22 protein-coding genes are annotated in these 21,730 nt (G+C 70.4%); 13 read left to right on the forward strand and 9 right to left on the reverse strand.

The genetic code is table 11. The annotated features are described in order from the left end of the window. Positions 1–6: 6 nt before the first annotated feature. Together ACIA5H_RS26960 and ACIA5H_RS26965 are read right to left on the reverse strand one after the other, a co-directional pair. Positions 7–753: a phosphotransferase gene (locus ACIA5H_RS26960; protein WP_397078121.1), complete on the reverse strand. Its 747-nt coding sequence runs from the start codon at positions 751–753 to the stop codon at positions 7–9. A 5-nt stretch (positions 754–758) separates the two neighbouring features. After that, complete coding sequence (locus ACIA5H_RS26965; RefSeq protein WP_379256144.1) at positions 759–1,730, reverse strand: helix-turn-helix transcriptional regulator; 972 nt, start codon at positions 1,728–1,730, stop codon at positions 759–761. 63 nt (positions 1,731–1,793) lie between these two features. On the opposite strand from ACIA5H_RS26965, the gene ACIA5H_RS26970 reads away from it, so the two are divergent. After that, positions 1,794–2,285 (forward strand): pyridoxamine 5'-phosphate oxidase family protein, encoded by a 492-nt coding sequence (locus ACIA5H_RS26970; protein ID WP_397078125.1) that lies wholly within the window; start codon positions 1,794–1,796, stop codon positions 2,283–2,285. Positions 2,286–2,300: 15 nt separating this feature from the next. Here ACIA5H_RS26970 and ACIA5H_RS26975 read toward each other — a convergent pair whose 3' ends face one another. Next, positions 2,301–3,209 (reverse strand): LysR substrate-binding domain-containing protein, encoded by a 909-nt coding sequence (locus tag ACIA5H_RS26975; RefSeq protein WP_397078127.1) that lies wholly within the window; start codon positions 3,207–3,209, stop codon positions 2,301–2,303. Positions 3,210–3,317: 108 nt separating this feature from the next. Between ACIA5H_RS26975 and ACIA5H_RS26980 the strand changes: the two genes are divergently transcribed. Continuing rightward, on the forward strand, positions 3,318–4,055 hold the full coding sequence (locus tag ACIA5H_RS26980; RefSeq protein WP_397078129.1) for an SDR family oxidoreductase: 738 nt from the start codon (positions 3,318–3,320) through the stop codon (positions 4,053–4,055). A 10-nt stretch (positions 4,056–4,065) separates the two neighbouring features. Here the strand turns inward: ACIA5H_RS26980 and ACIA5H_RS26985 are convergent, their stop codons facing one another. The 4 genes from ACIA5H_RS26985 to ACIA5H_RS27000 form a co-directional block, all read right to left on the reverse strand. Then, positions 4,066–5,310, reverse strand: a complete 1,245-nt coding sequence (locus tag ACIA5H_RS26985; protein WP_397078132.1) for an RNA polymerase sigma factor — start codon at positions 5,308–5,310, stop codon at positions 4,066–4,068. After that, complete coding sequence (locus ACIA5H_RS26990) at positions 5,311–5,649, reverse strand: YciI family protein (protein ID WP_397078134.1); 339 nt, start codon at positions 5,647–5,649, stop codon at positions 5,311–5,313. A 14-nt stretch (positions 5,650–5,663) separates the two neighbouring features. Beyond that, positions 5,664–6,248, reverse strand: coding sequence for a dihydrofolate reductase family protein (locus ACIA5H_RS26995; RefSeq protein WP_397078137.1), 585 nt, complete (start codon positions 6,246–6,248; stop codon positions 5,664–5,666). Between the two features lie 125 nt (positions 6,249–6,373). Continuing rightward, entirely contained in the window at positions 6,374–7,183 is an 810-nt protein-coding gene (locus ACIA5H_RS27000; RefSeq protein WP_397078140.1) for an isocitrate lyase/phosphoenolpyruvate mutase family protein, read from the reverse strand. A gap of 61 nt (positions 7,184–7,244) precedes the next feature. Between ACIA5H_RS27000 and ACIA5H_RS27005 the strand changes: the two genes are divergently transcribed. From ACIA5H_RS27005 to ACIA5H_RS27040, 8 genes are all read left to right on the forward strand, one after another. Continuing rightward, on the forward strand, positions 7,245–7,952 hold the full coding sequence (locus ACIA5H_RS27005; RefSeq protein ID WP_397078142.1) for an ArsR/SmtB family transcription factor: 708 nt from the start codon (positions 7,245–7,247) through the stop codon (positions 7,950–7,952). A gap of 148 nt (positions 7,953–8,100) precedes the next feature. Then, on the forward strand, positions 8,101–9,159 hold the full coding sequence (gene argC / locus ACIA5H_RS27010; RefSeq protein ID WP_397078144.1) for an N-acetyl-gamma-glutamyl-phosphate reductase: 1,059 nt from the start codon (positions 8,101–8,103) through the stop codon (positions 9,157–9,159). Continuing rightward, positions 9,156–10,373, forward strand: a complete 1,218-nt coding sequence (gene argJ, locus ACIA5H_RS27015) for a bifunctional glutamate N-acetyltransferase/amino-acid acetyltransferase ArgJ (protein ID WP_355080694.1) — start codon at positions 9,156–9,158, stop codon at positions 10,371–10,373. Before argC ends, argJ begins: the two co-directional genes overlap by 4 nt. Then, positions 10,370–11,305 (forward strand): acetylglutamate kinase, encoded by a 936-nt coding sequence (gene argB / locus ACIA5H_RS27020; protein ID WP_355080696.1) that lies wholly within the window; start codon positions 10,370–10,372, stop codon positions 11,303–11,305. Before argJ ends, argB begins: the two co-directional genes overlap by 4 nt. Next, positions 11,302–12,504 (forward strand): acetylornithine transaminase, encoded by a 1,203-nt coding sequence (locus ACIA5H_RS27025; RefSeq protein ID WP_356968995.1) that lies wholly within the window; start codon positions 11,302–11,304, stop codon positions 12,502–12,504. The genes argB and ACIA5H_RS27025 overlap by 4 nt, the downstream gene beginning before the upstream one ends. Continuing rightward, positions 12,501–13,445: an ornithine carbamoyltransferase gene (gene argF, locus ACIA5H_RS27030; protein ID WP_379256160.1), complete on the forward strand. Its 945-nt coding sequence runs from the start codon at positions 12,501–12,503 to the stop codon at positions 13,443–13,445. Before ACIA5H_RS27025 ends, argF begins: the two co-directional genes overlap by 4 nt. 213 nt (positions 13,446–13,658) lie before the next feature. Beyond that, positions 13,659–14,174, forward strand: a complete 516-nt coding sequence (locus tag ACIA5H_RS27035; RefSeq protein ID WP_397078148.1) for an arginine repressor — start codon at positions 13,659–13,661, stop codon at positions 14,172–14,174. A gap of 377 nt (positions 14,175–14,551) precedes the next feature. Further along, complete coding sequence (locus ACIA5H_RS27040) at positions 14,552–15,547, forward strand: diacylglycerol/lipid kinase family protein (RefSeq protein WP_397078150.1); 996 nt, start codon at positions 14,552–14,554, stop codon at positions 15,545–15,547. Here ACIA5H_RS27040 and ACIA5H_RS27045 read toward each other — a convergent pair. After that, positions 15,515–16,210, reverse strand: coding sequence for a phosphatase PAP2 family protein (locus tag ACIA5H_RS27045; RefSeq protein ID WP_397078152.1), 696 nt, complete (start codon positions 16,208–16,210; stop codon positions 15,515–15,517). The genes ACIA5H_RS27040 and ACIA5H_RS27045 overlap by 33 nt on opposite strands. A 678-nt stretch (positions 16,211–16,888) precedes the next feature. On the opposite strand from ACIA5H_RS27045, the gene ACIA5H_RS27050 reads away from it, so the two are divergent. Both ACIA5H_RS27050 and argH read left to right on the forward strand, forming a co-directional pair. Further along, positions 16,889–18,091: an argininosuccinate synthase gene (locus ACIA5H_RS27050; RefSeq protein WP_355080705.1), complete on the forward strand. Its 1,203-nt coding sequence runs from the start codon at positions 16,889–16,891 to the stop codon at positions 18,089–18,091. A 459-nt stretch (positions 18,092–18,550) separates the two neighbouring features. Continuing rightward, positions 18,551–19,960 (forward strand): argininosuccinate lyase, encoded by a 1,410-nt coding sequence (gene argH, locus ACIA5H_RS27055; protein WP_397078154.1) that lies wholly within the window; start codon positions 18,551–18,553, stop codon positions 19,958–19,960. 39 nt (positions 19,961–19,999) lie between these two features. On the opposite strand, the gene ACIA5H_RS27060 is transcribed toward argH, so the two are convergent. Further along, the gene (locus ACIA5H_RS27060; protein WP_397078156.1) at positions 20,000–21,265 is read right to left on the reverse strand and encodes a hypothetical protein; all 1,266 of its coding nucleotides are present in this window, start codon (positions 21,263–21,265) and stop codon (positions 20,000–20,002) included. Positions 21,266–21,384: 119 nt separating this feature from the next. Between ACIA5H_RS27060 and ACIA5H_RS27065 the strand changes: the two genes are divergently transcribed. Next, positions 21,385–21,708: a multidrug efflux SMR transporter gene (locus ACIA5H_RS27065; RefSeq protein WP_355080710.1), complete on the forward strand. Its 324-nt coding sequence runs from the start codon at positions 21,385–21,387 to the stop codon at positions 21,706–21,708. Positions 21,709–21,730 lie beyond the last annotated feature (22 nt).

A 21,730-nucleotide genomic window follows, 5' to 3' on the forward strand; every position in this document is an offset into this window, starting at 1 on the left:
CCCGGATCATCCGTCGTACCGGAGTGCCGCTTCGAAGGCGGCGCGGTGGGCGCTGGTGTAGGCCTGTTCCCGTTCGGACCAGGCGATGCGGGAGGCGACCTGCTCGGGGCTGGTGCCGCGATGGCCGGGTTCGGTCAGCTGTGCTGTCCACCAGTGGGCGTTGCGAATCTGGCGGTCGAGCATCGCGTCGACGACGTGGGCTCGCTCGGCGGTGGTGAGGCCGTAGGCGTCGGCGAGGATTCGCACCTGGGCTGCTTGGGCGGGGGCGGGTGGTGCGTCGGGCTTCGAGGAGACGCACCACGTCCAGGCCAGGTACCCGAAGTCTTCGAGCGGATCGCCGGGGGCGGCGGTGTCGAAATCGATGAAGGCGACCGGTCGGGCGTTCCGGAAGACGGTGTTGTTGGGGCCGGGGTCGTGGTGGCAGACGACCGGTCGGCCTGCCGTGAGGCCGCTGTCGCGGGTCGCGTCGTGGAGCGAACGGAGCAGGGCCCCTGCTGCGGCGACCTGGGTGTCCGTCCAGCGCTGGAACCTGGCGGGCACCCATCCGGGCAGGTAGGTGAAGGTATCGCGGCCGGTGTCGTCGAGTCCGAGATAACGCGGTGCGCCGGCGAAACGGACTTGCTCGAGGTGCGTGAGCAGCTCGGCGACGAAGGCCGACGAGGCGGTGGTTGGTCGTCGCACCGTGTCGCCGACGCGGACCACGCCGGGGGTGATTCGTCCTCCGGTCAGGGGGACTTCAGCATCAGGTGGCATAGGAACTACTTCCCGGAGTAGCGCGCGTGCATGGCGGCTGCGGTCGCCGCGAGTCGAGCGCGCAACTGCGGTGGGTCGAGAACCTCGACGTGCTCGCCGAGCGGCAGCAGGCCGTGGGCGAGCACGTCGTAGGACTCCGACGGAACCACCACCTCGACCCAGCCTTCGGCATCGGGCGGTCCCGCCGAGGCCAGTGCCTCCGCGACCGCCGCCGGATCGTTCGTCAGCCGCAGCAGGCGCAGGTGGGTGGCGGCGATCCGGCAGCGCGCCCGCACGCGCAGCATCGAGCGCGCGAATTCGTCGGCGGCCTCGGACCAATGTGTGCGCAGATCGAATTGCGCTGGGCGGGAGAAGGTTTCGCCGGTCGGCTCGGCGGCGAGTATCCGGCCGACCCGGTACGAGCGCGGTGTGGACCCGCTGCGCGCCACCAGATACCAGGTGCCCGCCTTGAGCACCAGACCGAGCGGGTCGAGCAGGCGCTCGACCACCTTGTCGTTGCGGCGGTAGCGCACCCGCAGCCTGCGGTCGTGCCAGAGCGCGTCGGCGATCGTCGCGAGCATCGGCGTCTCGTCCGGCCGGTGGAACCAGCCCGGCGCGTCGACGAGCACCCGCTCGGCGATGCGCGTCGCCCGCCCGCGCAGTTCCGGCGGCAGCGCGGCGAGCACCTTCAACTGCGCGGTGGCCAGCACGGTCCCGAGCCCGAGATCGGCGGCGGCGCCGGGCAGACCGGTCAGCAGCACCGCGTCGGCTTCGTCGGTGGTGAGGCCGGTGAGCCGGGTGCGGTAGCCGTCGACCAGCCGCACGCCGCCGGCCCGGCCCGGCTCGCTGTAGACCGGGACACCGGCCGCCGAGAGTGCCTCGACGTCGCGGTAGACGGTGCGCACCGACACCTCCAGTTCCCTGGCCAGTTCGGGCGCCGTGAGCCTGCCCCGCGTCTGCAACAGCAAGAGCAGCTGCACCAGTCGACTCGCTCGCACGTAGGCGACACTAGCCGGAAACCTGGACAGGAGATGGCAAGTATTCGCCGTACCGTCGCCGGTATGACCACTTGGAGCCGGTTCACCGAAGACGCGCCGCACATCGCCGAGATCTTCCTGCGCAGGCACCGCGCGGCGGGCAATCTCTGCATGCTCGGCACCATCCGTTCCGACGGATATCCACGGATCAGTCCGATCGAACCGCGCGTCTTCGATGAACTCCTGGTGATCGCCGGGATGCCGGGCACGACCAAGTTCCGCGATCTGGCGCGCGATCCGCGCTTCTGCCTGCACACCGCCACGGTGGACACGAACGTGTCCGACGGCGACGCCAAACTCTTCGGCACGGTCGTCGAGCTTCCAGACCGCGACGTGCACGTTCGCTTCGCTCAGCACCTGTTCGACGAGACCGGTTTCGACATCAGGGGCCAACAGTTCGACCACTTCTACGTCGCCGATCTCACCGGCGCGTCGACAGTGGAGGTCGCGGGCGACCACCTCGACATCACCATCTGGAAGCCGGGCGAAGGCGAACGCGTGGTGCGCAAGCACTGACCCGGCGCCGCCGCCTCACTCCGGTGCCGTCAACTGGGCGGCGATCGGGCTCGGGACCGGGACACCGCGACGGCGCAGGTCTTCCAGGAATCGGCGGACGAGAGGATCGCCCGGGGTGGCGGTGAGGCAGACGACCTCGCGCACCAAGGGCGGACGCAGGCTGCGGACGGCGCCGGAGAACGTGGCCGTCAGCGCGCTGGTCGGCACGAGTGCGGTGCCGAGTCCTGCGGCGGCCAGCTGGGCGGCGGTGGTGGCCTGCCGGGTCCGGGTGGACGCGGTCAGCGCCACGCCCCTGCCTGCCGCGATTTCGTCGAGCCAGGCGCCGAGACCGTTGTCGGAGTGGTAGTGCACCACCGGTCGAGCGGCGATGTCGGCGAAAGTGACCGTGGCCGTGGGCTCTCCGGCTGCCTGCGGCGACACCGCGACGATCTCCTCGGTTCCGATCACCACGAGGTGGCCCTCCCAGCGGGACGGCCGCGGCCCGAGGGCGAGGTCGGCCGTCCCGGCGGACACCATCTCGGCCATGGCGTCCGCGCTGGACAACTCGGCCAGGACGAGGTGTACCTCGGGGCGGCGGCGGTGCCAGGCGCGCAGCACAGGCGCGAGCAGGCTCGCGGACATGCTGTCCGCGCAAGCGATCCGCAGCTGTCCTCGCGCGCCCGCGGCGACGGCGCGGCCTGCCGTGACCACCCGTTCGGCGGCGGCCACGGCGGCACGCGCGTCCGCGGCGATCGCGCGGCCCGCCGCGGTGGCCCGCACACCGCGCGGCAGCCGCTCCAGCACCGGCGTGCCGAGTTCGCGTTCCAGCGCGGCGATCTGATGCGACAGCGCGGGCTGCGACAGATGCAGCCGGCCGGCGGCTTCGGTCACCGATCCGGAGTCCAGCACGGCGACCAGGCACTCCAGCGCGCGCAAAGTAGGCATTCGAGAATTTTATGGCAAAGCGAGAAAATATCGATCTCACGACGGGATGGCCGATGGTCTCCCTGCTTGTTCCTTCTCGGTGGGGGCGACCTACCGAGGAGGCAACTCATGACAGGCACGATGCATGGCAAGAAACTCGTCATCGTCGGCGGCGCGTCGGGCATCGCGCGACAGATCGCGCGAGACGGCGCCGCCGAGGGCGCGGACGTGGTGCTCGCGGGCCGGGACGAGAATGCCGTCGCCGCCGCGCGGCGGCAGGTGGCGGCCGAGACACGTGGTCGCGCGGCGATCCATGCCCTGCGCATCGATCTCGGCGACGAGGACTCCGTCGTCCGGGCGGCCGAGGAAATCGGTGAACTGGACTATCTGGTGTCAGTGGCGGCGGCGCGCGCGAACGGTCCCGTGGCCGAGCTGGACCGCGCGGCGGTCGTGCGGTCCTTCGACGCGAAGGTGATCGGCCCGATCCTGCTCGGCAAGCACTTCGCCGCCCGGATCAGGCCGGGCGGTGCACTGCTGCTGTTCTCCGGGGTCGCCGCATGGCGGCCGGCGCCGGGCCGGACGGTGATGGCCGCGACCAACGGCGCGGTGCGTTTTCTCGCCGAGGCGCTGGCGGTCGAGCTGGCGCCGGTCCGGGTGAACGCGCTGTCGCCGGGCATCGTCGACTCGGGCGCCTGGGACGGTCTGGGCGAGCGGAAAGAGCAATTCTTCGAGGAGGTGGCGGCTCGCAATCCGGCGCGCCGGGTCGGAAGCACCGCCGACATCTCCGCCGCGGCGCTGTCGGCACTGACCAATCCGTTCATGACCGGGACGACCCTCCACGTCGATGGCGGTGGCCGCCTGGCGTGAGCGCGGGCCGTCAATCGCTCCGGCGTGGTTGCCCACCGAGTTCGGCGCGCCGACGCGCCAGGAAACTGCGCTCGGCGGCGTTCTCGGTGCGGGCGATGGCGGCGGCGTAGGCGGCGGTGGCCTCCTCGGTGCGGCCGAGCCGGGTCAACAGGTCGGCGCGGATGGCATGGAACAGGTGGTACCCCGCCAGGGGCAGGGCGTCCACCTGTGTCAAGGCCGTTGCCGGACCGTGTATTTCGGCGACCGCGACCGCGCGATTGAGCGCGACGATCGGACTCGGCGTGAGTGCGGCGAGCTGGTCGTAGAGCCGCAGGATCTGGGTCCAGTCGGTGGCCGCGGCGGTGGGCGCGTCGGCATGCACCGCGTTGATCGCCGCCTGCAGCTGGTACTGCCCCGGCCGGTTGCGGCGCAGGCACTGCCGGACGAGTGCGTGTCCTTCGGCGACGAGGTCGCGGTCCCACCGGCTGCGATCCTGCTCCGCGAGCGGGACGAGAGAGCCGTCGGCACCCGTGCGGGCGGCCCGGCGGGACTCGCTCAGCAGCATCAACGCGAGCAGTCCGGTCACCTCGGGCTCGTCCGGCATCAGCCCTGCCAGCAAGCGCCCGAGGCGGATCGCCTCGGCGCAGAGGTCGGCCCGGACCAGCCGCGCGCCGGAGGAGGCGGTGTGCCCCTCGGTGAAGATCAGATACACGACGGCGAGTACCGCGCGCAGCCGGGCGGGCAGCTCGGCGTCGGCGGGCACCCGGTAGGGAATGCGGGCATCCCGGATCTTGCCTTTGGCGCGCACCAAGCGTTGCGCCATGGTCGCTTCCGAGACCAGGAATGCGTGGGCGATCTCGGCGGTGCCCAACCCGCCGAGCAGCCGGAGGGTCAGTGCCACCCGCGCCTGCTGCGCGAGGGCGGGGTGGCAGCAGGTGAAGATCAACCGGAGGCGGTCGTCGCGCACGGCGCTCACGGGCTCCAACGGTTCGTCCTCGGCATGCAGGAGTGCGGCCTGCGCGTGCCGGTCCGCCCGGGAGGCATCGCGGCGCAGGCGGTCGATCGCCCGGTTGCGCGCGGTGGTGATGATCCAGCCGGGCGGGCTCGGCGGGACACCGTCGGCGGGCCAGCGCTGGACGGCGGCGGCGAACGCGTCCTGCACCGCGTCCTCGGCGACGCCGATGTCTCCGAACACGCGGATCAAGCTCGCCACCGCACGGCCGTAGTGCTCGGCGAACACCGCTTCGATCACCGAGCCGGTCACGGCCTCGCTCATCTATTCGTCTCGGATCGGACGGACTTCGATGGGCAGAGCGACGACGGCGGCGAGCCTGCGGCCCCACTCCAGAGCCTCGTCGAGATCGGCGGCGCGGATGACGGTGAACCCGCCGATGTGCTCCTTGCCCTCGACATACGGGCCATCGGTGATCAGCATGTCGTCGCCTTCGGCGCGCAGCACGGTGGCGGTGCTCGGCGCGTGCAGGCCCGCCGCGAACACCCAGGCTCCCGCCGCCCGCATCTCGTCGTTCAGCGCCGCGAGATCGCGCATGATCTCGTCCAGGTTGTCCGGCACGCCGTCGTCGGGCTGGTAGATGCCGAGCAGATAGTTCTTCATTCCGTCGTCCTCCCTCACGCACGCCGGTAGGTGGTGATGACGACACCGGTGCCCGTCACCACGGTGTCGACCGACCGCAGGCCGACCGGCCCCACGCCGTCGAACAGGCGACGACCGGTGCCGAGCACCAGCGGGTGGGTCAGCAATAGGTACTCGTCCACGAGATCGTGACGCATCAGAGAGCGCAACAGGTCACCGCTGCCGAGTACCACCAGGTTCCGGTCCGGCTGCCGCCGCTGTATTCCGGGCACCGCCGTCGCCGCGTCGCCGCCGAGCCAGGTCGAATTCTGCCAGGCCAGCGGCCCGCTTCCGGTGCGAGAGGCGACGATCTTCTCGGTCTTGTCCAGCGCCTCGGCCATCGGATCGCCGACCTGTCGCGGCCAGTATCCCGCGAAATCCTGGTAGGTGCGCCTGCCGAGCAGCAGCGCGCCGCGGTTGGCCGCCATATGCCTGCCCATGACCTCCGCCTGCACCGGGTCGTCGTGCCGGTGTGCCCAGCCGCCGTGGGCGAATCCGTCCCTGCTGTCCTCATCCGCCCGGCCGGGCGCCTGCATGACGCCGTCCAAGCTCAGATGCTCCACCGCGATGATCTTGCTCATCTCCGCTCCTTCCGCGACCGGCGCGGCGCCGGTCTCACCACGTACACGAACGGACGACCGGCGTATCGACAGCGAGCGCGGAATATTTTCCGCCCAATTTTCCGGCACCGTGCCATCGGGCGGACTCACTTCTCAGGCAGCAGGCGTTGGATGTCGGAATAGCTGACGATGCCCGGCGCGACGGGAGCGTCGTGCCGCACGGCGCGGGCCACGTCCACCGCGGCCGACAGCGCCGCGCGGTAGAGCAGCGATCCGGTGCTGATCCGGCGGACGCCCAGGTCTGCCAGCGTCGCGATCCCGGGGCCGGTGGCCGAATAGAGGACGTTCACCGGCAGCTCGGTCGCCGCGACGATCCGCTCGACGCGGGCCGGGTCGGCCACGCCGGGCACGAACACGCCGTCGGCTCCGGCCGCAGCGTAGCGCCGCGCACGCTCGTGTGTGGAGCCGTGGTCGAGGCCGAGCCAGTAGGTGTCGACGCGGGCATTGACGAACAGCTGCGGCGTGCGGTCCTTGATCGCGCCGATCAGCGCTGCTTGGTGCCGTGGGTCGGCCAGAGCGGAACCCGCGCGGCCGTCTTCGAGGTTGATACCCGCGATCCCGCAGGCGGCGAGCTGTCCGGCGAAATCGGCGACCGCTTCGGGCCGCTCGTCGAACCCGCCCTCGATGTCGACGGTGATCGGGATGGGCAGCCGGCCCAGGCGCCGGGCGGCGTCGAAGGTCTCCGCCTTCGTGACGCCCGCACCGTCGGCGAGCCCCGCCGCGGCGGCCACGCCCAGGCTGGTGGTGCCGATCGCCGGGAATCCCTCGGTCGCCAGCAACGCCGCCGAGGCGAAATCCCAGGCGTTCGGCAGCACCAGGGGCAGGTCGCGGTGGTGCAAAGCGCGGAAGATTTCGAACTTGGTCGGCGCGGGCGCCGCCGGAGAAGACGAAGTCATGCTGCCGTAGCCACGGGACGTTTCGGCGCCCGCCGAAACGACGACGCGCCATGATGAGGTGATGTCCGATCGAGGAGCCGAACTGGCGGGCCTGGCCGCTCTGCTCGCCGACCGCACCCGCGCCGACATCTGCCTCGCGCTGCTGGACGGACGGGCCTGGACCGCGGGCGAACTCGCGCGCCATACCGGTGTCGCGCCGTCCACCGCGACGCAACACCTGGACCGGCTGCGCGACGGCGGGTTGGTGCTCGAGCATCGGCAAGGCAGGCACCGCTACCTGCGGCTGGCCGGGCCGCGGGTCGCGGACCTGCTCGAGGCCATGGTCGCCCATCTCGGCCCGCCCGCCGCCCCGGCGACCGGGCTGCGCACCGCGACCGCCGCTGCCGCGCTGGCCCGTGGCCGCACCTGTTACGACCATCTCGCGGGTCGGTTGGGTGTGGCGGTCACCGACGCGATGACCGCGCAGGGCCTGTTGCGCGGCGACAGCGGGTTCGCGCTGACGGAGTCCGGCTCGGCGTGGCTCACCGGGCCGATGGGCGTCGACCCCGCCGCGCTGCGCGCCACGCGACGGCCGATCGTCCGTCCGTGTCTGGACTGGACCGAGCGCCGCGTTCATCTGGGCGGCGCGGCGGGCGCGCAACTCTGCCGCCGCATGATCGAGCTGGCGTGGATCAAGCGGATCGGTAGCGGGCGCGCCGTGCGCGTGACGGCGCGAGGCGAGGCCGGGCTGGCGGATACGCTGGGCATCGCGCCCGAACTACTGCGCTGACCTGCGGCGGAACAATGCGCCGTTGCTCGCGGGACCGATACCGCGAGCTCGCCGTTTCGCCTGACGACGCGGCGGGTATCTGGTGGTCGTGAACCGCTCCCGGCGACCAGGCTGTGAATGAGCTTGCATAGTCATGCATAATCATCACATGGTTGATTCCTCGGGCGGACCCGCCGTGCGGGTCGCGGTAGCCGGTGCCAGCGGGTACGCGGGCGGCGAAGTGTTGCGTCTGCTGCTGGGGCATCCGGCCTACCGAACCGGGCGCCTCGTCATCGGGGCGCTGACCGCGGGCTCCAATGCGGGTACCCCGCTGGGGGAGCTGCAGCCGCATCTGCTGCCGCTGGCCGATCGGGTGCTCGCGCCGACCACGGCCGCCGAACTGGCCGGACACGACGTGGTCTTCCTCGGCCTGCCGCACGGTCAGTCCGCGGCCATCGCCGCCGAGTTGCCCGAGTCCACCGTGATCGTCGACTGCGGCGCCGACTTCCGGCTCACCGACCCCGAGGCCTGGGAAAAATACTACGGCAGCCCGCACGCGGGCAGCTGGCCCTACGGGTTGCCCGAGCTGCCCGGCGGCCGGGAGAAGCTGCGGGGTGCGACGCGGATCGCGGTCCCCGGCTGCTATCCGACCGTCGCCAGCCTCGCGCTGGCTCCCGCCGTCGCCGCGGGCATCGTGGAGCCCACCGTGCACGTGGTCGCGGTGAGCGGCACCTCCGGAGCGGGCCGCAAGCTGGACATCGGGCTGTTGGGGTCGGAGGTGATGGGTTCGGCGCGGGCCTACGGGATCGCGGGCGCGCACCGGCATACCCCGGAGATCGCGCAGAACCTCACGGCGGCAGGCGGCACGGACGTCACGGTGTCCTTCACGCCGGTACTCGCGCCGATGCCGCGCGGCATCCTGGCCACCTGCACCGCACCGATTCGCGTCGACGCGGCGCAGGCGCGCGCGGTCTACGAAAAAGCCTATGCCGACGAGCCTTTCGTGCACCTGCTGCCGGAGGGCGCGCTGCCGCAGACCGGGTCGGTGCTCGGCTCCAACGCCGTCACCCTGCAGGTGGCCGTGGACGCCGACGCGGGCGTGCTCGTGGTGATCGGCGCGATCGACAACTTGACCAAGGGCACCGCGGGCGCCGCGGTGCAATCTATGAACCTGGCCCTCGGCTTCGAGGAGACCGAAGGACTTTCCACCGTAGGAGTGGCACCGTGACATCGACCGACACCGCCAGCGGCAAGCTGGTCCGCACCCAGGGCGTGACCGCACCGCTCGGCTTCCGCGCGGCGGGCATCGCCGCGGGCATCAAGGTCAGCGGCAAGCCGGACCTGGCGCTGGTGTTCAACGAGGGGCCGGAGTACCCGGCCGCGGGCGTGTTCACCCGCAACAAGGTGAAGGCCGCTCCGGTGCTGTGGTCGCAGCAGGTGCTGACCGGCAAGCGGCTGCGCGCGGTGATCCTGAACTCCGGCGGAGCCAACGCCTGCACCGGCCCGGGCGGATTCCAGGACACGCACAAGACCGCCGAGGAACTCGCCGCCGCGCTGAGCAACTGGGGCACCGAGACCGGAGCGGGGGAGATCGCGGTCTGCTCCACCGGGCTCATCGGTGACCGGCTTCCGATGGACAAACTGATCCCCGCCGTCACCGAGATCGTGCACGAGATGGGCGGCGGCCTGTCCGGCGGCGCTGATGCCGCGTGGGCCATCATGACCACCGACACGGTGCCCAAGGAGGCGGCGTTCCACCACCGCGACAAGTGGAACGTCGGCGGCATGGCGAAGGGCGCGGGCATGCTGGCACCGTCGCTGGCGACCATGCTGGTCGTGCTCACCACCGACGCGGCGGTGACCGCCGATCAGCTCGACCGCGCGCTGCGCAACGCCACCGCGCGCACCTTCGACCGGCTCGACGTGGACGGCTCCTGCTCCACCAACGACACCGTCCTGCTGCTGGCCAACGGCGCGAGCGAGGTCAGCCCGAGCCAGGAGGAGTTGGACGCCGCCGTGCTCGCGGTCTGCGACGATCTGGCCGCCCAGCTGATGGCCGACGCCGAGGGCGTCACCAAGCGGGTGCTGGTCACCGTCGCCGGCGCGGTCACCGAGGACGAGGCCGTGGCCGCGGCGCGCACCGTCGCCCGCGACAGCTTGGTCAAGACGGCGCTGTTCGGATCCGACCCGAACTGGGGCCGGGTGCTCGCGGCGGTCGGCATGGCGCCGGTGACGTTGGACCCGAACCGGATCTCGGTGTCGTTCAACGGCAAACCGGTGTGCATCGATGGCGTGGGCGCGCCCGGCGCACGCGAGGTCGATCTGTCCGGCGCCGACATCGAGGTGCTGATCGACCTGAACGTCGGCTCCGCGCGCGCGACCATCCGCACCACCGACCTCTCGCACGGTTACGTCGAAGAGAACTCGGCCTACAGCTCATGACCAGCGATGTGTTGCACACGCTTTCGGCGTTGGACAAGGCCCACGTCCTGGCCGACGCCCTGCCGTGGTTGCAGAAGTTCCGGGACAAGATCGTCGTCGTGAAGTACGGCGGCAACGCCATGGTCGACGACGACCTCAAGCGGGCCTTCGCCGCCGACATGGCGTTCCTGCGCACGGTCGGCGTCCACCCGGTGGTGGTGCACGGCGGCGGCCCGCAGATCAGCGCGATGCTGAAAAAGCTCGGGCTGCAAGGCGAATTCCGCGGCGGCTTCCGGGTGACCACACCCGAGGTGATGGACGTGGTGCGGATGGTGCTGTTCGGTCAGGTCGGCCGCGAGCTGGTCGGCCTGATCAACTCGCACGGCCCGTACGCGGTCGGCATCTCCGGTGAGGACGCCCGGCTGTTCACCGCGACCCGCCGCACGGTCGAGGTCGACGGCGAGCCCACCGACATCGGGCTGGTCGGCGACGTCACCGAAGTGAACCCGGATGCCGTGCTGGACCTGATCGGGGCGGGCCGAATTCCCGTGGTGTCGACCATCGCCCCGGACGCCGACGGCGTGGTGCACAACATCAACGCCGACACCGCCGCCGCGGCGCTCGCCGAGGGCATCGGCGCCGAGAAGCTGGTGATGCTCACCGACGTCGAAGGCCTGTACACGAACTGGCCCGACCGGTCGTCGCTCACCTCCAGCATCGATACGAAAGCGTTGGCCGAGTTGCTCCCACGCCTCGATGCGGGCATGGTGCCCAAGATGGAAGCCTGCCTGCGCGCCGTGACGGCCGGGGTGCCGACCGCGCATGTCATCGACGGCCGGGTCCCGCACGCCGTGCTGCTGGAACTGTTCACCGGAGAAGGAATCGGAACGATGGTGACGCCCGCCCCGCTCATCCCGAACGGGTCCGGCGCGCCGAACGGAACGAAACAATGAGCACAGCTGAACTGCAGCAGCGGTGGTCCGCCGCGCTGATGAACAACTACGGCACACCGAAGGTCGCGCTGGTCCGCGGCGCGGGAGCCGTGGTCTACGACGCGGACGGCAAGCGCTACGTCGATTTCCTCGGCGGCATCGCGGTCAACAGCCTCGGGCACGCGCACCCGGCGATTCTGGAGGCGGTCACCCAGCAGCTCGGCACGCTCGGACACGTGTCGAATCTGTATGCCAGCGAGCCGGTCGTCGAGCTGGCCGAGCGGCTGCTCGCGCACTTCGGCGACGGCGAAGGCCGGGCGTTCTTCTGCAACTCCGGCACCGAGGCCGTCGAAGCGGCGTTCAAGATCGCCCGGCTGACCGGGCGGCCCAAGCTCGTCGCCTGCGAGGAGGCCTTCCACGGCCGCACCATGGGCGCGCTCGCCCTCACCGGGCAGCCGTCCAAGCGCACCCCGTTCGAACCGATGCCGCCCGGCGTCGTGCACGTGCCCTACGGCGACGCCGCGGCGCTGGAGGCCGCGGTCGACGAGGACACCGCCGCGGTGTTCCTCGAGCCGATGATGGGGGAGAGCGGCGTGGTGGTACCGCCGTTCGACTACCTGGCCAAGGCGCGGGAGATCACCGCGCGCAAGGGTGCGCTGCTGGTGCTGGACGAGGTGCAGACCGGCATCGGCCGGACCGGGAAGTTCTACGCCCACCAGGCCGTCGGCATCGTCCCGGACGTGATCACCCTGGCCAAGGGCCTCGGCGGCGGACTGCCGATCGGCGCGGTGCTGGCCACCGGGCGGGCGGCCGATCTGCTCACCCCCGGCATGCACGGCACCACCTTCGGCGGCAATCCCGTGTGTGCCGCGGCGGCGCTCGCGGTGCTGCGCACGATCGATGAGACCGACCTGCTCTCGCACGTCGAGTCGGTCGGCAAGCGGCTCAGCGACGGCATCGAACTGCTCGAGCATCCGCTCATCGATCAGGTGCGCGGTGCGGGCCTGTTGCTGGGCATCGTGCTCACCGACGAGGTGTCCGCACAGGTCGAGGCGCGGGCGCGGGAAGCGGGCTACCTGGTCAACCCGGCCAAGCCCGACGTGATCCGGCTGGCGCCGCCGCTGGTGCTCACCGAGACCCAGGCCGACAATTTCGTCGCCGACCTGCCCGGGATCCTCGACGCCGCGCTCGCTGACGCGAAAGGAGCTGCGGCGCAATGACTTCCGTGCGGCATTTCCTGCGTGACGACGATGTCAGCCCGGCCGAGCAGGCCGAGATCCTCGCCCTCGCGGCCGAACTCAAGAAGTCGCCGTTCGCGCGGCGCCCGCTGGAGGGTCCGCGCGGCGTCGGCGTGATCTTCGAGAAGAACTCCACCCGCACCCGGTTCTCCTTCGAGATGGGCATCGCCCAGCTCGGCGGGCACGCGGTGGTCGTCGACGGCCGCGACACCCAGCTGGGCCGGGAGGAGACGCTCGGCGACACCGGCCGGGTGCTGTCCCGGTACGTGGACGCCATCGTGTGGCGCACCTTCGAGCAGTCCCGGCTGGACGAGATGGCCGCCACCGCGACGGTGCCGGTGGTCAACGCGCTGTCCGACGAGTTCCATCCCTGCCAGGTGCTCGCGGACCTGCAGACGCTCGCCGAGCACAAGGGCGACCTGACCGGCCGCGAACTGGCCTACTTCGGCGACGGCGCCAACAACATGGCGCACTCGCTGCTGCTGGGCGGCGTCACAGCGGGTCTGAACGTGACCATCGCCGCGCCCGCCGGGTTCGAGCCGCAGCCGTGGGTGGTGGAGGCCGCGCGCAAGCGTGCCGCCGAAACCGGCGCGACCGTCACGGTGACCGGCGATCCGGTCGCCGCCGCGTGGGGAGCCGACGCGCTGGTCACCGACACGTGGACGTCCATGGGGCAGGAGAACGACGGCCTGGACCGGGTGGGTCCGTTCCGCCCGTTCCAGCTCAACGCCGAGCTGCTCGCGCACGCGAAGCCGGACGCGGTCGTGCTGCACTGCCTGCCCGCGCACCGTGGCGAAGAGGTCACCGACGAGGTGCTCGACGGGCCGCACAGCGTGGTGTGGGACGAGGCCGAGAACCGCCTGCACGCGCAGAAGGCGCTGCTGGTCTGGCTGCTGGAGCGACGATCAGGGGGCTCGGCGTGAGCGGTCGGGTCAAGAGGCAGCGGAGCGGGACCGGCTCCGCTCGTGCCGGAAGGGCGCAGCGTGAGCGAGGGCGTGCGTATCACCGGCATGGCTCGTGCTCACCGTGCCCAGCGGGCGAATCCGTCCTCAGCGAGGTGCGGCGGTGAGGGCGTGTCAGCGCGTGCACCCCGCTCAGCCGCGTACGCCGATCCGGCGCCCCAGCGAGGTGCGGTCGTGAGCCTTTCGCAGTCCGAATCGGGACGAAGCAGCCCGGCCATCGCACGCACCCGCGCCGGGCGGCAGTCGCGCATCGTCGAATTGTTGTCGGCGCACTCGGTACGCAGCCAGACCGAACTCGCGGCGCTACTCGCGGCCGAGGGCATCGAGACCACGCAGGCGACGCTGTCGCGCGACCTGGACGAACTGGGTGCGGTGAAACTGCGTGCCGCCGACGGCGGCGCGGGCGTCTACGTGGTGCCCGAGGACGGCAGTCCCGTCCGCGGCGTCACCGGCGGCACCGACCGGCTGTCCAAGCTGCTCGGCGACCTGCTGGTCTCCACCGACGCCAGCGGCAACATCGCGGTCCTGCGCACCCCGCCCGGCGCGGCTCACTACCTGGCCAGCGCTCTCGACCGCGCGGCCCTGCCGTACATCGTCGGCACCATCGCGGGCGACGACACCATCGCCGTCATCGCGCGCGAACCCCTGACCGGTGCGGAAGTAGCCGCGAAGATCGAACAACTAGCCTGATCCGTCCCCGACTCCGTGCCTGATTCGTCGAACCGCCAATGACCTTCTCTCGAACTGCGTGAGTAGATCCATTGGTCTTCCCTCCCGAGGTGGGGGTACGTCGGCAGGGCTTCCGGGCAGCTGCTCGACGACTCCTGCACACATGAGCTGAGGAATTCGCTGGTCAGGGGCACATTTCTTTCGTCGTCGTACCGGGTCGCCGTGGACCGAGACGTAAGATACGGAAGTGTCAGGGTCAGCAACCGCCAATGGGGGCATGACGTGTCAGTCCGATGCCGACGAGCGGACAACGATCCTCCGCGGAACCCGACCAGTGGGGTCTGCGAAGGCGATCCGAGGTCGCCATCGGCAGCTGGTGGCAGCCGGGGGAAAGGGTCATGACCTTCTCCCCGGTACCCCGGCCGAGCAGCGGCCCGGCCGAGCAGAGATCGGCCCGTTGTGGCTGGAGTGCCGTGCACCCGCCGCTACGGCCGGTGTTGTTTGTCAACCCGAAGTCGGGCGATGGGGCGGCCGGCCGCGCGAGGGTTGCTGAACGGGCACGGGATCTCGGCATAAAGGTGGTCGTTCTCGATCCCGGCCAGAGCCTCACCGAGCGCGTCGAGGAGGCGGTGAGGCAGGGCGCGGACGCGCTGGGGATGGCTGGTGGCGACGGCTCCCTCGCGGTCGTGGCAGCGGCCGCCGCCGCGCAGGGTGTGCCGTTCATCTGCGTCCCAGCCGGGACACGTAACCACTTCGCGCTCGACCTGGGAGTGAACCGGCAGGACGTGGCAGGCGCGCTCGACGCGTTCACCGATGGGGTCGAGCGCCGGATCGACCTGGCAGAAGTGAACGGCCGCGCATTCGTGAACAACGTCTCACTCGGGATCTACGGTGAGGCGGTCCGCCATCCGGCCTATCGCGACGCCAAGGTGCGCACTCTTGTGGAGACGGCCGATCGGGTGGCCGGCCCCGGTGGAAGGGCACCGGCGCTGCACCTCGTCGACGACGTAGGCCGCCAGCACACTCAGCTCGCCGTCGTGCTGGTTTCGAACAACCCCTACGCCTTGGGCCCTCCCGTCCTGGGCAGTCGCCCGTCGCTCGAGAGCGGCCTACTTGGCATCGTCGTTCTCGACGCACCGAATGCCAGGCGGCATCCTCCAGGGCGCGCTTGGAGCGCACCGGACTTCGAGGTCTTCGCCCCCGCGCCCGTGCACGCGGGTATCGACGGCGAGTCAGTGGTGCTGAACGCGCCGCTCAGGTTCGCCATTCGCCCGGCAGTGCTCCGCGTGCGCATCTCGTCCCGGCATCCTGGCGCCTCGCCCTCCGCTCGCCCGCGACCTGCAAAGTTTCCGAGGAGCGCTTCACCGTCCGTCCGCCGGCAGGCGTCGGAGTAGGCGGCCGGGTACGACGCCTCTCCGCCTCGACGACCGATGCCTGCGGCCGCGTACGCCCGCCACCATGGCCGACGTTCCGGCTCCGAGGACCGAGCCGAGCACGACGTCACCGGGGTAGTGCACGCCGGTGTGCACCCTCGAATAGGCCACCCCACTGGCGAGCAACCGGATCGGCACTGCCAGCGCCGGGTAGTGCCGGCCCACCGTATAGGCGAACGCAAAAGCCGAGGCCGCGTGACCGGACGGGAAAGACGCGGACTCCGGCATCGGAACGAGGCGGGCGTCGAACGGGTCCGGGTCGGGTCGCTCCGGACGCCGCCGGTGGGCAAGAGGCTTGATGCCGAGATTCACGGTCGCTGACGTCGCACCGATCGCGAGCACACCCTCGAGCGCCACCTGGCGTCCACGTCCACCTCCGAGGGCGGCGATCACCGCAGCGATGCCGAGCCACAGACGTGAGTAGTTCGCCGCCTTCGAAAGCCGGCGAAAGGCATCGTCCAACTGAGGCGTGGGAGTCACCGCCACGGCTCGGTACGCCGCTCGGTCGACCGCTCCCAGTTCGCGCAACGCTTCCGCCCACGGGGACCTCGCACCCCGCTGGTCCTCGACCTTCCTTGCGATGGCGTCCCCGACCGTCTGCTGCTTGTCGATCCGCTCCGACATAGGGTGATCGTAGGTCGAGGGCTGCTACCGCCGATCGACCAGTGCGCGCGAGGCGCGACCCGATTGTGATGGGTCGAGCGCGCCGAGTTCGACGGCGCCACCGCCTTGAACGACAGGACCCGTTCGGCACGCGTCGGCGGCATCCGGCGGAAGACCGAAGGCGGCGCGATCCGGCTCGACCCGGAGATGACCTAGCCGTACGCGTTCTGCGCTCGAGGAGGCCACCCGGGATCGGCCGCCCGACGGGCGGCCCAGCGCGCACTCGACGAGGACGTCACCGCCCTGGTTCACGGTGCGGAAACGATGCAGCACCATCGAATCCCACACCCGGTGTGTCAGGTTGACCCCGGCGCAGCCCAGTGCGAAGGAGGCGAGTCGAGGCGTCGGGAGCGGTTGAGCATGGGGAGGCCGACAGTGATTTCGATCCAGCTCACTTGTCGGTCGAGCTGAAGATCCTGCGGCTGTACATGGGCACGGCTGATGGGTGCCGGCTCTCCAGCGGAGCGCGGAACCCGACCCCGATTATGAATGAGCTTGCATCATCGTGCATAATCATTTGCAGAACGACGCAGGGCCGTTAAGACTGGTCGCGAGGCGTCGGGGCCGGGCCCTTCCCACCGCTCGGACACCCGCCATACTGCTGATACACCTACCGAACCATCGAGGAGCACACAGAACATGTCCGAGCGCGTCGTACTCGCCTACTCCGGTGGGCTGGACACCTCCGTCGCGATCAGCTGGATCGGCAAGGAGACCGGCGCCGAAGTGGTGGCCGTGGCCATCGACCTCGGCCAGGGTGGCGAGGACATGAACGTGGTGCGCCAGCGCGCCCTGGACTGCGGCGCGGTCGAGGCGATCGTGGTCGACGCGCGCGACGAGTTCGCCGACCAGTACTGCCTGCCCACCATCCAGGCCAACGCGATGTACATGGGCCAGTACCCGCTGGTGTCGGCGATCAGCCGCCCGCTCATCGTCAAGCACCTGGTCGAGGCCGCCAAGTTCCACGGCGCGAGCACCGTCGCGCACGGCTGCACCGGCAAGGGCAACGACCAGGTCCGCTTCGAGGTCGGCATCGGCGCGCTCGCGCCCGACCTGAACGTGATCGCCCCGGTTCGCGACTACGCCTGGACCAGGGAGAAGGCCATCGCCTTCGCCGAGGAGAACGCGCTGCCGATCAACGTCACCAAGAAGTCGCCGTTCTCCATCGACCAGAACGTCTGGGGCCGCGCGGTGGAGACCGGGTTCCTCGAGGACCTGTGGAACGCCCCGACCAAGGACGTCTACGACTACACCTCCGACCCGACCGTCAACTTCGAGGCTCCCGACGAACTCATCGTCACCTTCGACAAGGGTGTTCCGGTGGCCATCGACGGCCGCCAGGTCAGCGTGCTGGAAGCGATCATCGAGCTGAACCACCGCGCCGGCCGCCAGGGCGTCGGCCGCCTGGACATGGTCGAGGACCGCCTGGTCGGCATCAAGAGCCGGGAGATCTACGAGGCTCCTGGCGCCATCGCGCTGATCACCGCGCACCAGGCCCTGGAGAACGTCACCATCGAGCGCGAGCTGGGCCGGTACAAGCGGCAGGTCGAGCAGCGCTGGGGCGAGCTGGCCTACGACGGCCTGTGGTTCTCCCCGCTCAAGCGCGCGCTGGACGCCTTCATCCTGGACACCCAGCAGCACGTCTCCGGCGACATCCGGATGGTGCTGCACGGCGGCTCCGCCGTGGTCAACGGCCGCCGCTCGGAGCAGTCGCTCTACGACTTCAACCTGGCCACCTACGACGAGGGCGACACCTTCGACCAGTCCCTGGCCAAGGGCTTCGTCCAGATCCACGGCCTGTCCTCCAAGGTCGCCGCTCGCCGCGACCTGAACCAGAAGTAGGCCTCAGGCGTGCCCGTGCCCGACCGAGCACCGGCACGCCGACGCGTCCCGCGAGGTCGTAGTCTCGAATCGGCGTTCGGAGTGCGCTGACCAGGGCAGCAGTGCAGCCGAAAGGCGACTTCCGAGCACCTCGGCCCCGGCGCGCGTGGCCGCTCCCGGCAGATAATGTCGAGCAACCACCGAACGGCCCGGCTGCGTCGAGCAGGAACGCACCACTCGACCTCGCGCGCCGACGCGACAACTCGTTTCTCGAGCCAACGGAACGAGTGAGTCGCAAGCCAACGACACCAACCCACCGCACAACTAATCTCGCGCATCAACGCACCAACTGATCTCGCAAGAACATGGGTAACTCACCGGGTACGCCCAAAACCCGACCGACACCCAACGCAAGACCTGAACGCAAACCCACCACCCACCCAACTGGTACGGCCTGAAGACGCGGAGAGGCGGACGAGCATGAGCACGAACCAAGGTGCGCTCTGGGGCGGGCGATTCGCCTCCGGACCGGCCGAGGCCATGGCCGCGCTGAGCAAGTCGACGCACTTCGACTGGGCGCTGGCCCCTTACGACATCCGCGCGTCGAAGGCGCACGCGCGTGTGCTGCACAAGGCAGGGCTGCTCTCCGACACCGACCTGTCCGGCATGCTCGACGGGCTGGATCGCCTCGCTGCGGACGTAGGGTCCGGCGCGTTCGGCCCCGCCGAGTCGGACGAGGACGTACACGGCGCATTGGAACGCGGCCTGATCGAACGGGTGGGCGCCGAACTCGGTGGCCGGTTGCGGGCGGGGCGTTCGCGCAACGACCAGGTGGCCACGCTGTTCCGGATGTGGCTGCGCGACGGCGTGCGCCGGGTGGCCGCGGGCGTGCTCGCGGTGGTCGACGCGCTGGTGGAGCAGGCGGCCGCGCATCCGGACGCCGTGATGCCGGGTAAGACCCATTTGCAGGCGGCGCAGCCGGTGCTGCTGGCCCATCACCTGCTCGCGCACGCGCACCCGCTGCTGCGCGACCTCGACCGGCTGCGCGACTTCGATCGCCGCGCGGCGGTGTCGCCCTACGGTTCCGGCGCGCTGGCGGGCTCCTCCCTGGGACTCGACCCGGAGGCCATCGCCGCGGATCTGGATTTCGACGCGGCCGCCGCCAACTCGATCGACGCCACCTCGGCGCGGGACTTCGCCGCCGAGGCCGCGTTCGTGCTCGCCATGATCGGCGTCGACCTGAGTCGGATGGCCGAAGAGGTGATCCTCTGGAGCACACCGGAATTCGGCTATGTCACGCTGGCCGACGCCTGGTCGACCGGCTCGTCGATCATGCCGCAGAAGAAGAACCCGGACGTCTCCGAGCTGACCCGAGGCAAGGCGGGCAGGCTGATCGGCAATCTCACCGGCCTGCTGGCCACCCTCAAGGCGCAGCCGCTGGCCTACAACCGCGACCTCCAAGAGGACAAGGAACCTCTCTTCGACTCGGTCGCGCAACTCGAACTGCTGCTCCCGGCCATCGCGGGCTTGGTCTCGACGCTGACCTTCCACACCGATCGCATGGCCGAACTCGCGCCCGCGGGTTTCACGCTGGCCACCGATATCGCCGAATGGCTGGTCCGCCAGGGTGTTCCGTTCCGGGTCGCGCACGAGGCGGCGGGTGCGTGCGTGCGTGCCGCCGAGTCCCGCGGCGTCGGCTTGGACGAGCTCACCGACGAGGAGTTCGCCGCGATCGACCCGGCGCTGACCGGGAAGGTGCGCGAGGTGCTCACCGTGCAGGGCTCCATCGCGTCCCGCAACGCCCGGGGCGGTACGGCCGGTGTCCAGGTCGCGGCGCAGCTCGCGGAGGTGCGCGAGGCGGCGGCCGCGGCGCGAGCCTGGCTGGACTGAACCCGGGCTCCGCCCGCTGTCCGCGATCCGCGACCCGGCCTATCCGACGACGGTGATGTCGGCTCCGCTGAACAGCAGATCGCTGCGGCGCCGGGGACCCACGCCGAACCGTTGCGCCGGTTCGGCCTCCGGCGTCAGCTCGCGCAACTGCCGGAGAAATACCTCGACCGCCAGCGTGGCCATGCTCTTGCCGGGACAGACATGCCTGCCGAATCCGAAGGTCAACGGCAACTTGCCGGTCCGGTCCAGCGCCAGGCAGTCGGGAAACGCCTCCGGGTCGCGGTTCGCCGCGGCGAACATCACGAGCAACGGTCCGGCGGGCAGCCGGGTGCCGCTGGAGAGTACGACCGGCGTCCTGGCCCGACGCTTCCATGCCACCAGTCCCGGATCGAGTTGCAGGATCTTCGCCGCGACCCGTGCGCCGCCGTTCGGCTCGGCGAGCAGATCCCACCAGACGCGGTCCGGATCCCCGAGCAGTCGCTGGACGCCTTGCTGAATGCTGCCGCTCACCGTGTGCACGCCTGCGGCCAGTGAATTCGCCATGGCGGATACCGCGATCCGATGGGACAGCCCGGCGTCGCGCAGTGTGCGGGCGAACCCGGTCGCCTCGCTGCCGCGGCCCGCGCGGACCGCTCTGCCGCTGACGGTGAACAGCCAGCCGAGCGCGCTCACCGCGTCGGCCAGTTCGCGTCCGCGCATCACCCGGCCGAGCAGTCCCGATTGCGCTCCGCTCCAAGCGGCCACGTTCGGCCAGTCCGATGCGGGCAAGCCGACCGCCGCACCGACGGTCCTGGCGGCATAACCGATCGACAACGCAGTCACGTCCAACGGCGAGCCGGGCTGGAATCCCGCGTCCCGCACCGCCGCGTGGAAGTGCTCGGCCATCTCGGCGGCCCGGGCGGGCCGATCGGCGGGGGAGATGGTGAAATGCCCGGAAGGCCCGGCCATGGTATTCCACACCCGCTTGTGCAACAGGTCGTCGGACAGGTTGGCGGTCGCCTTCGCGGGTGGCGGAACCAGGTGCCGGACGAAATGCGGGATGGCGCGGGGCGTCGCCGCGATGCGCGCGTAACCGACGAGGGGATCCAGCGAATTCGCGTTGGAGATGCCCGGCGTCGTCGCGTCCAGCACTTCGCGCACGTCGTCGTACTTCCAGATCATGCGCAGCCCGGACCGATGCGCGTAACTCGGTTCCGGCCACTCGTGCAAACGCCGGTACCTCTCGTCGCGTTCGGCATACGGCAACTCGTTGCAGGTCACTTCGTCGAGGGGGAAACCGGTCACCGCAACGTTCGAGCTACGCATCGGCCGAGCGTATCGGCACGTCGGCAACGGTCGCCGGTCCGCGAATCCCCGGCACTGGGAGGGCCTGTGCCAACTGCTGCCGGGCCGAGCCGGGTCGCGGCTGTGACTAGGCTGCGAAAATGACCTTGTTGCTGCTCGCCTTGGCCATCGCCTCCGAGGTGACCGCGACCGTTTCACTGAAACTGTCCGACGGATTCACCAAGCTCGTCCCTTCGATCGTCGTGGTCGTCGGCTATTGCACGGCGTTCTTCTTCCTCGCCCAGGCGCTGAAGCGAGGGATGCCGATCGGGGTGGCTTACGGCATCTGGTCGGCGATCGGCGTCGCCGCGATCGCGCTGATCGGCGTGCTGTTCCTCGACGAGCGGCTGACCCTCGTGCAGGTCGGCGGCATCGGACTCGTGATACTCGGCGTGCTCGCCTTGGAACTCGGCGGCGCGCACTGACTTCGGTTGCGAGGCATCCCGC

The organism is Nocardia sp. NPDC051900, from assembly GCF_044452545.1.
Classification (GTDB): domain Bacteria; phylum Actinomycetota; class Actinomycetes; order Mycobacteriales; family Mycobacteriaceae; genus Nocardia; species Nocardia sichangensis.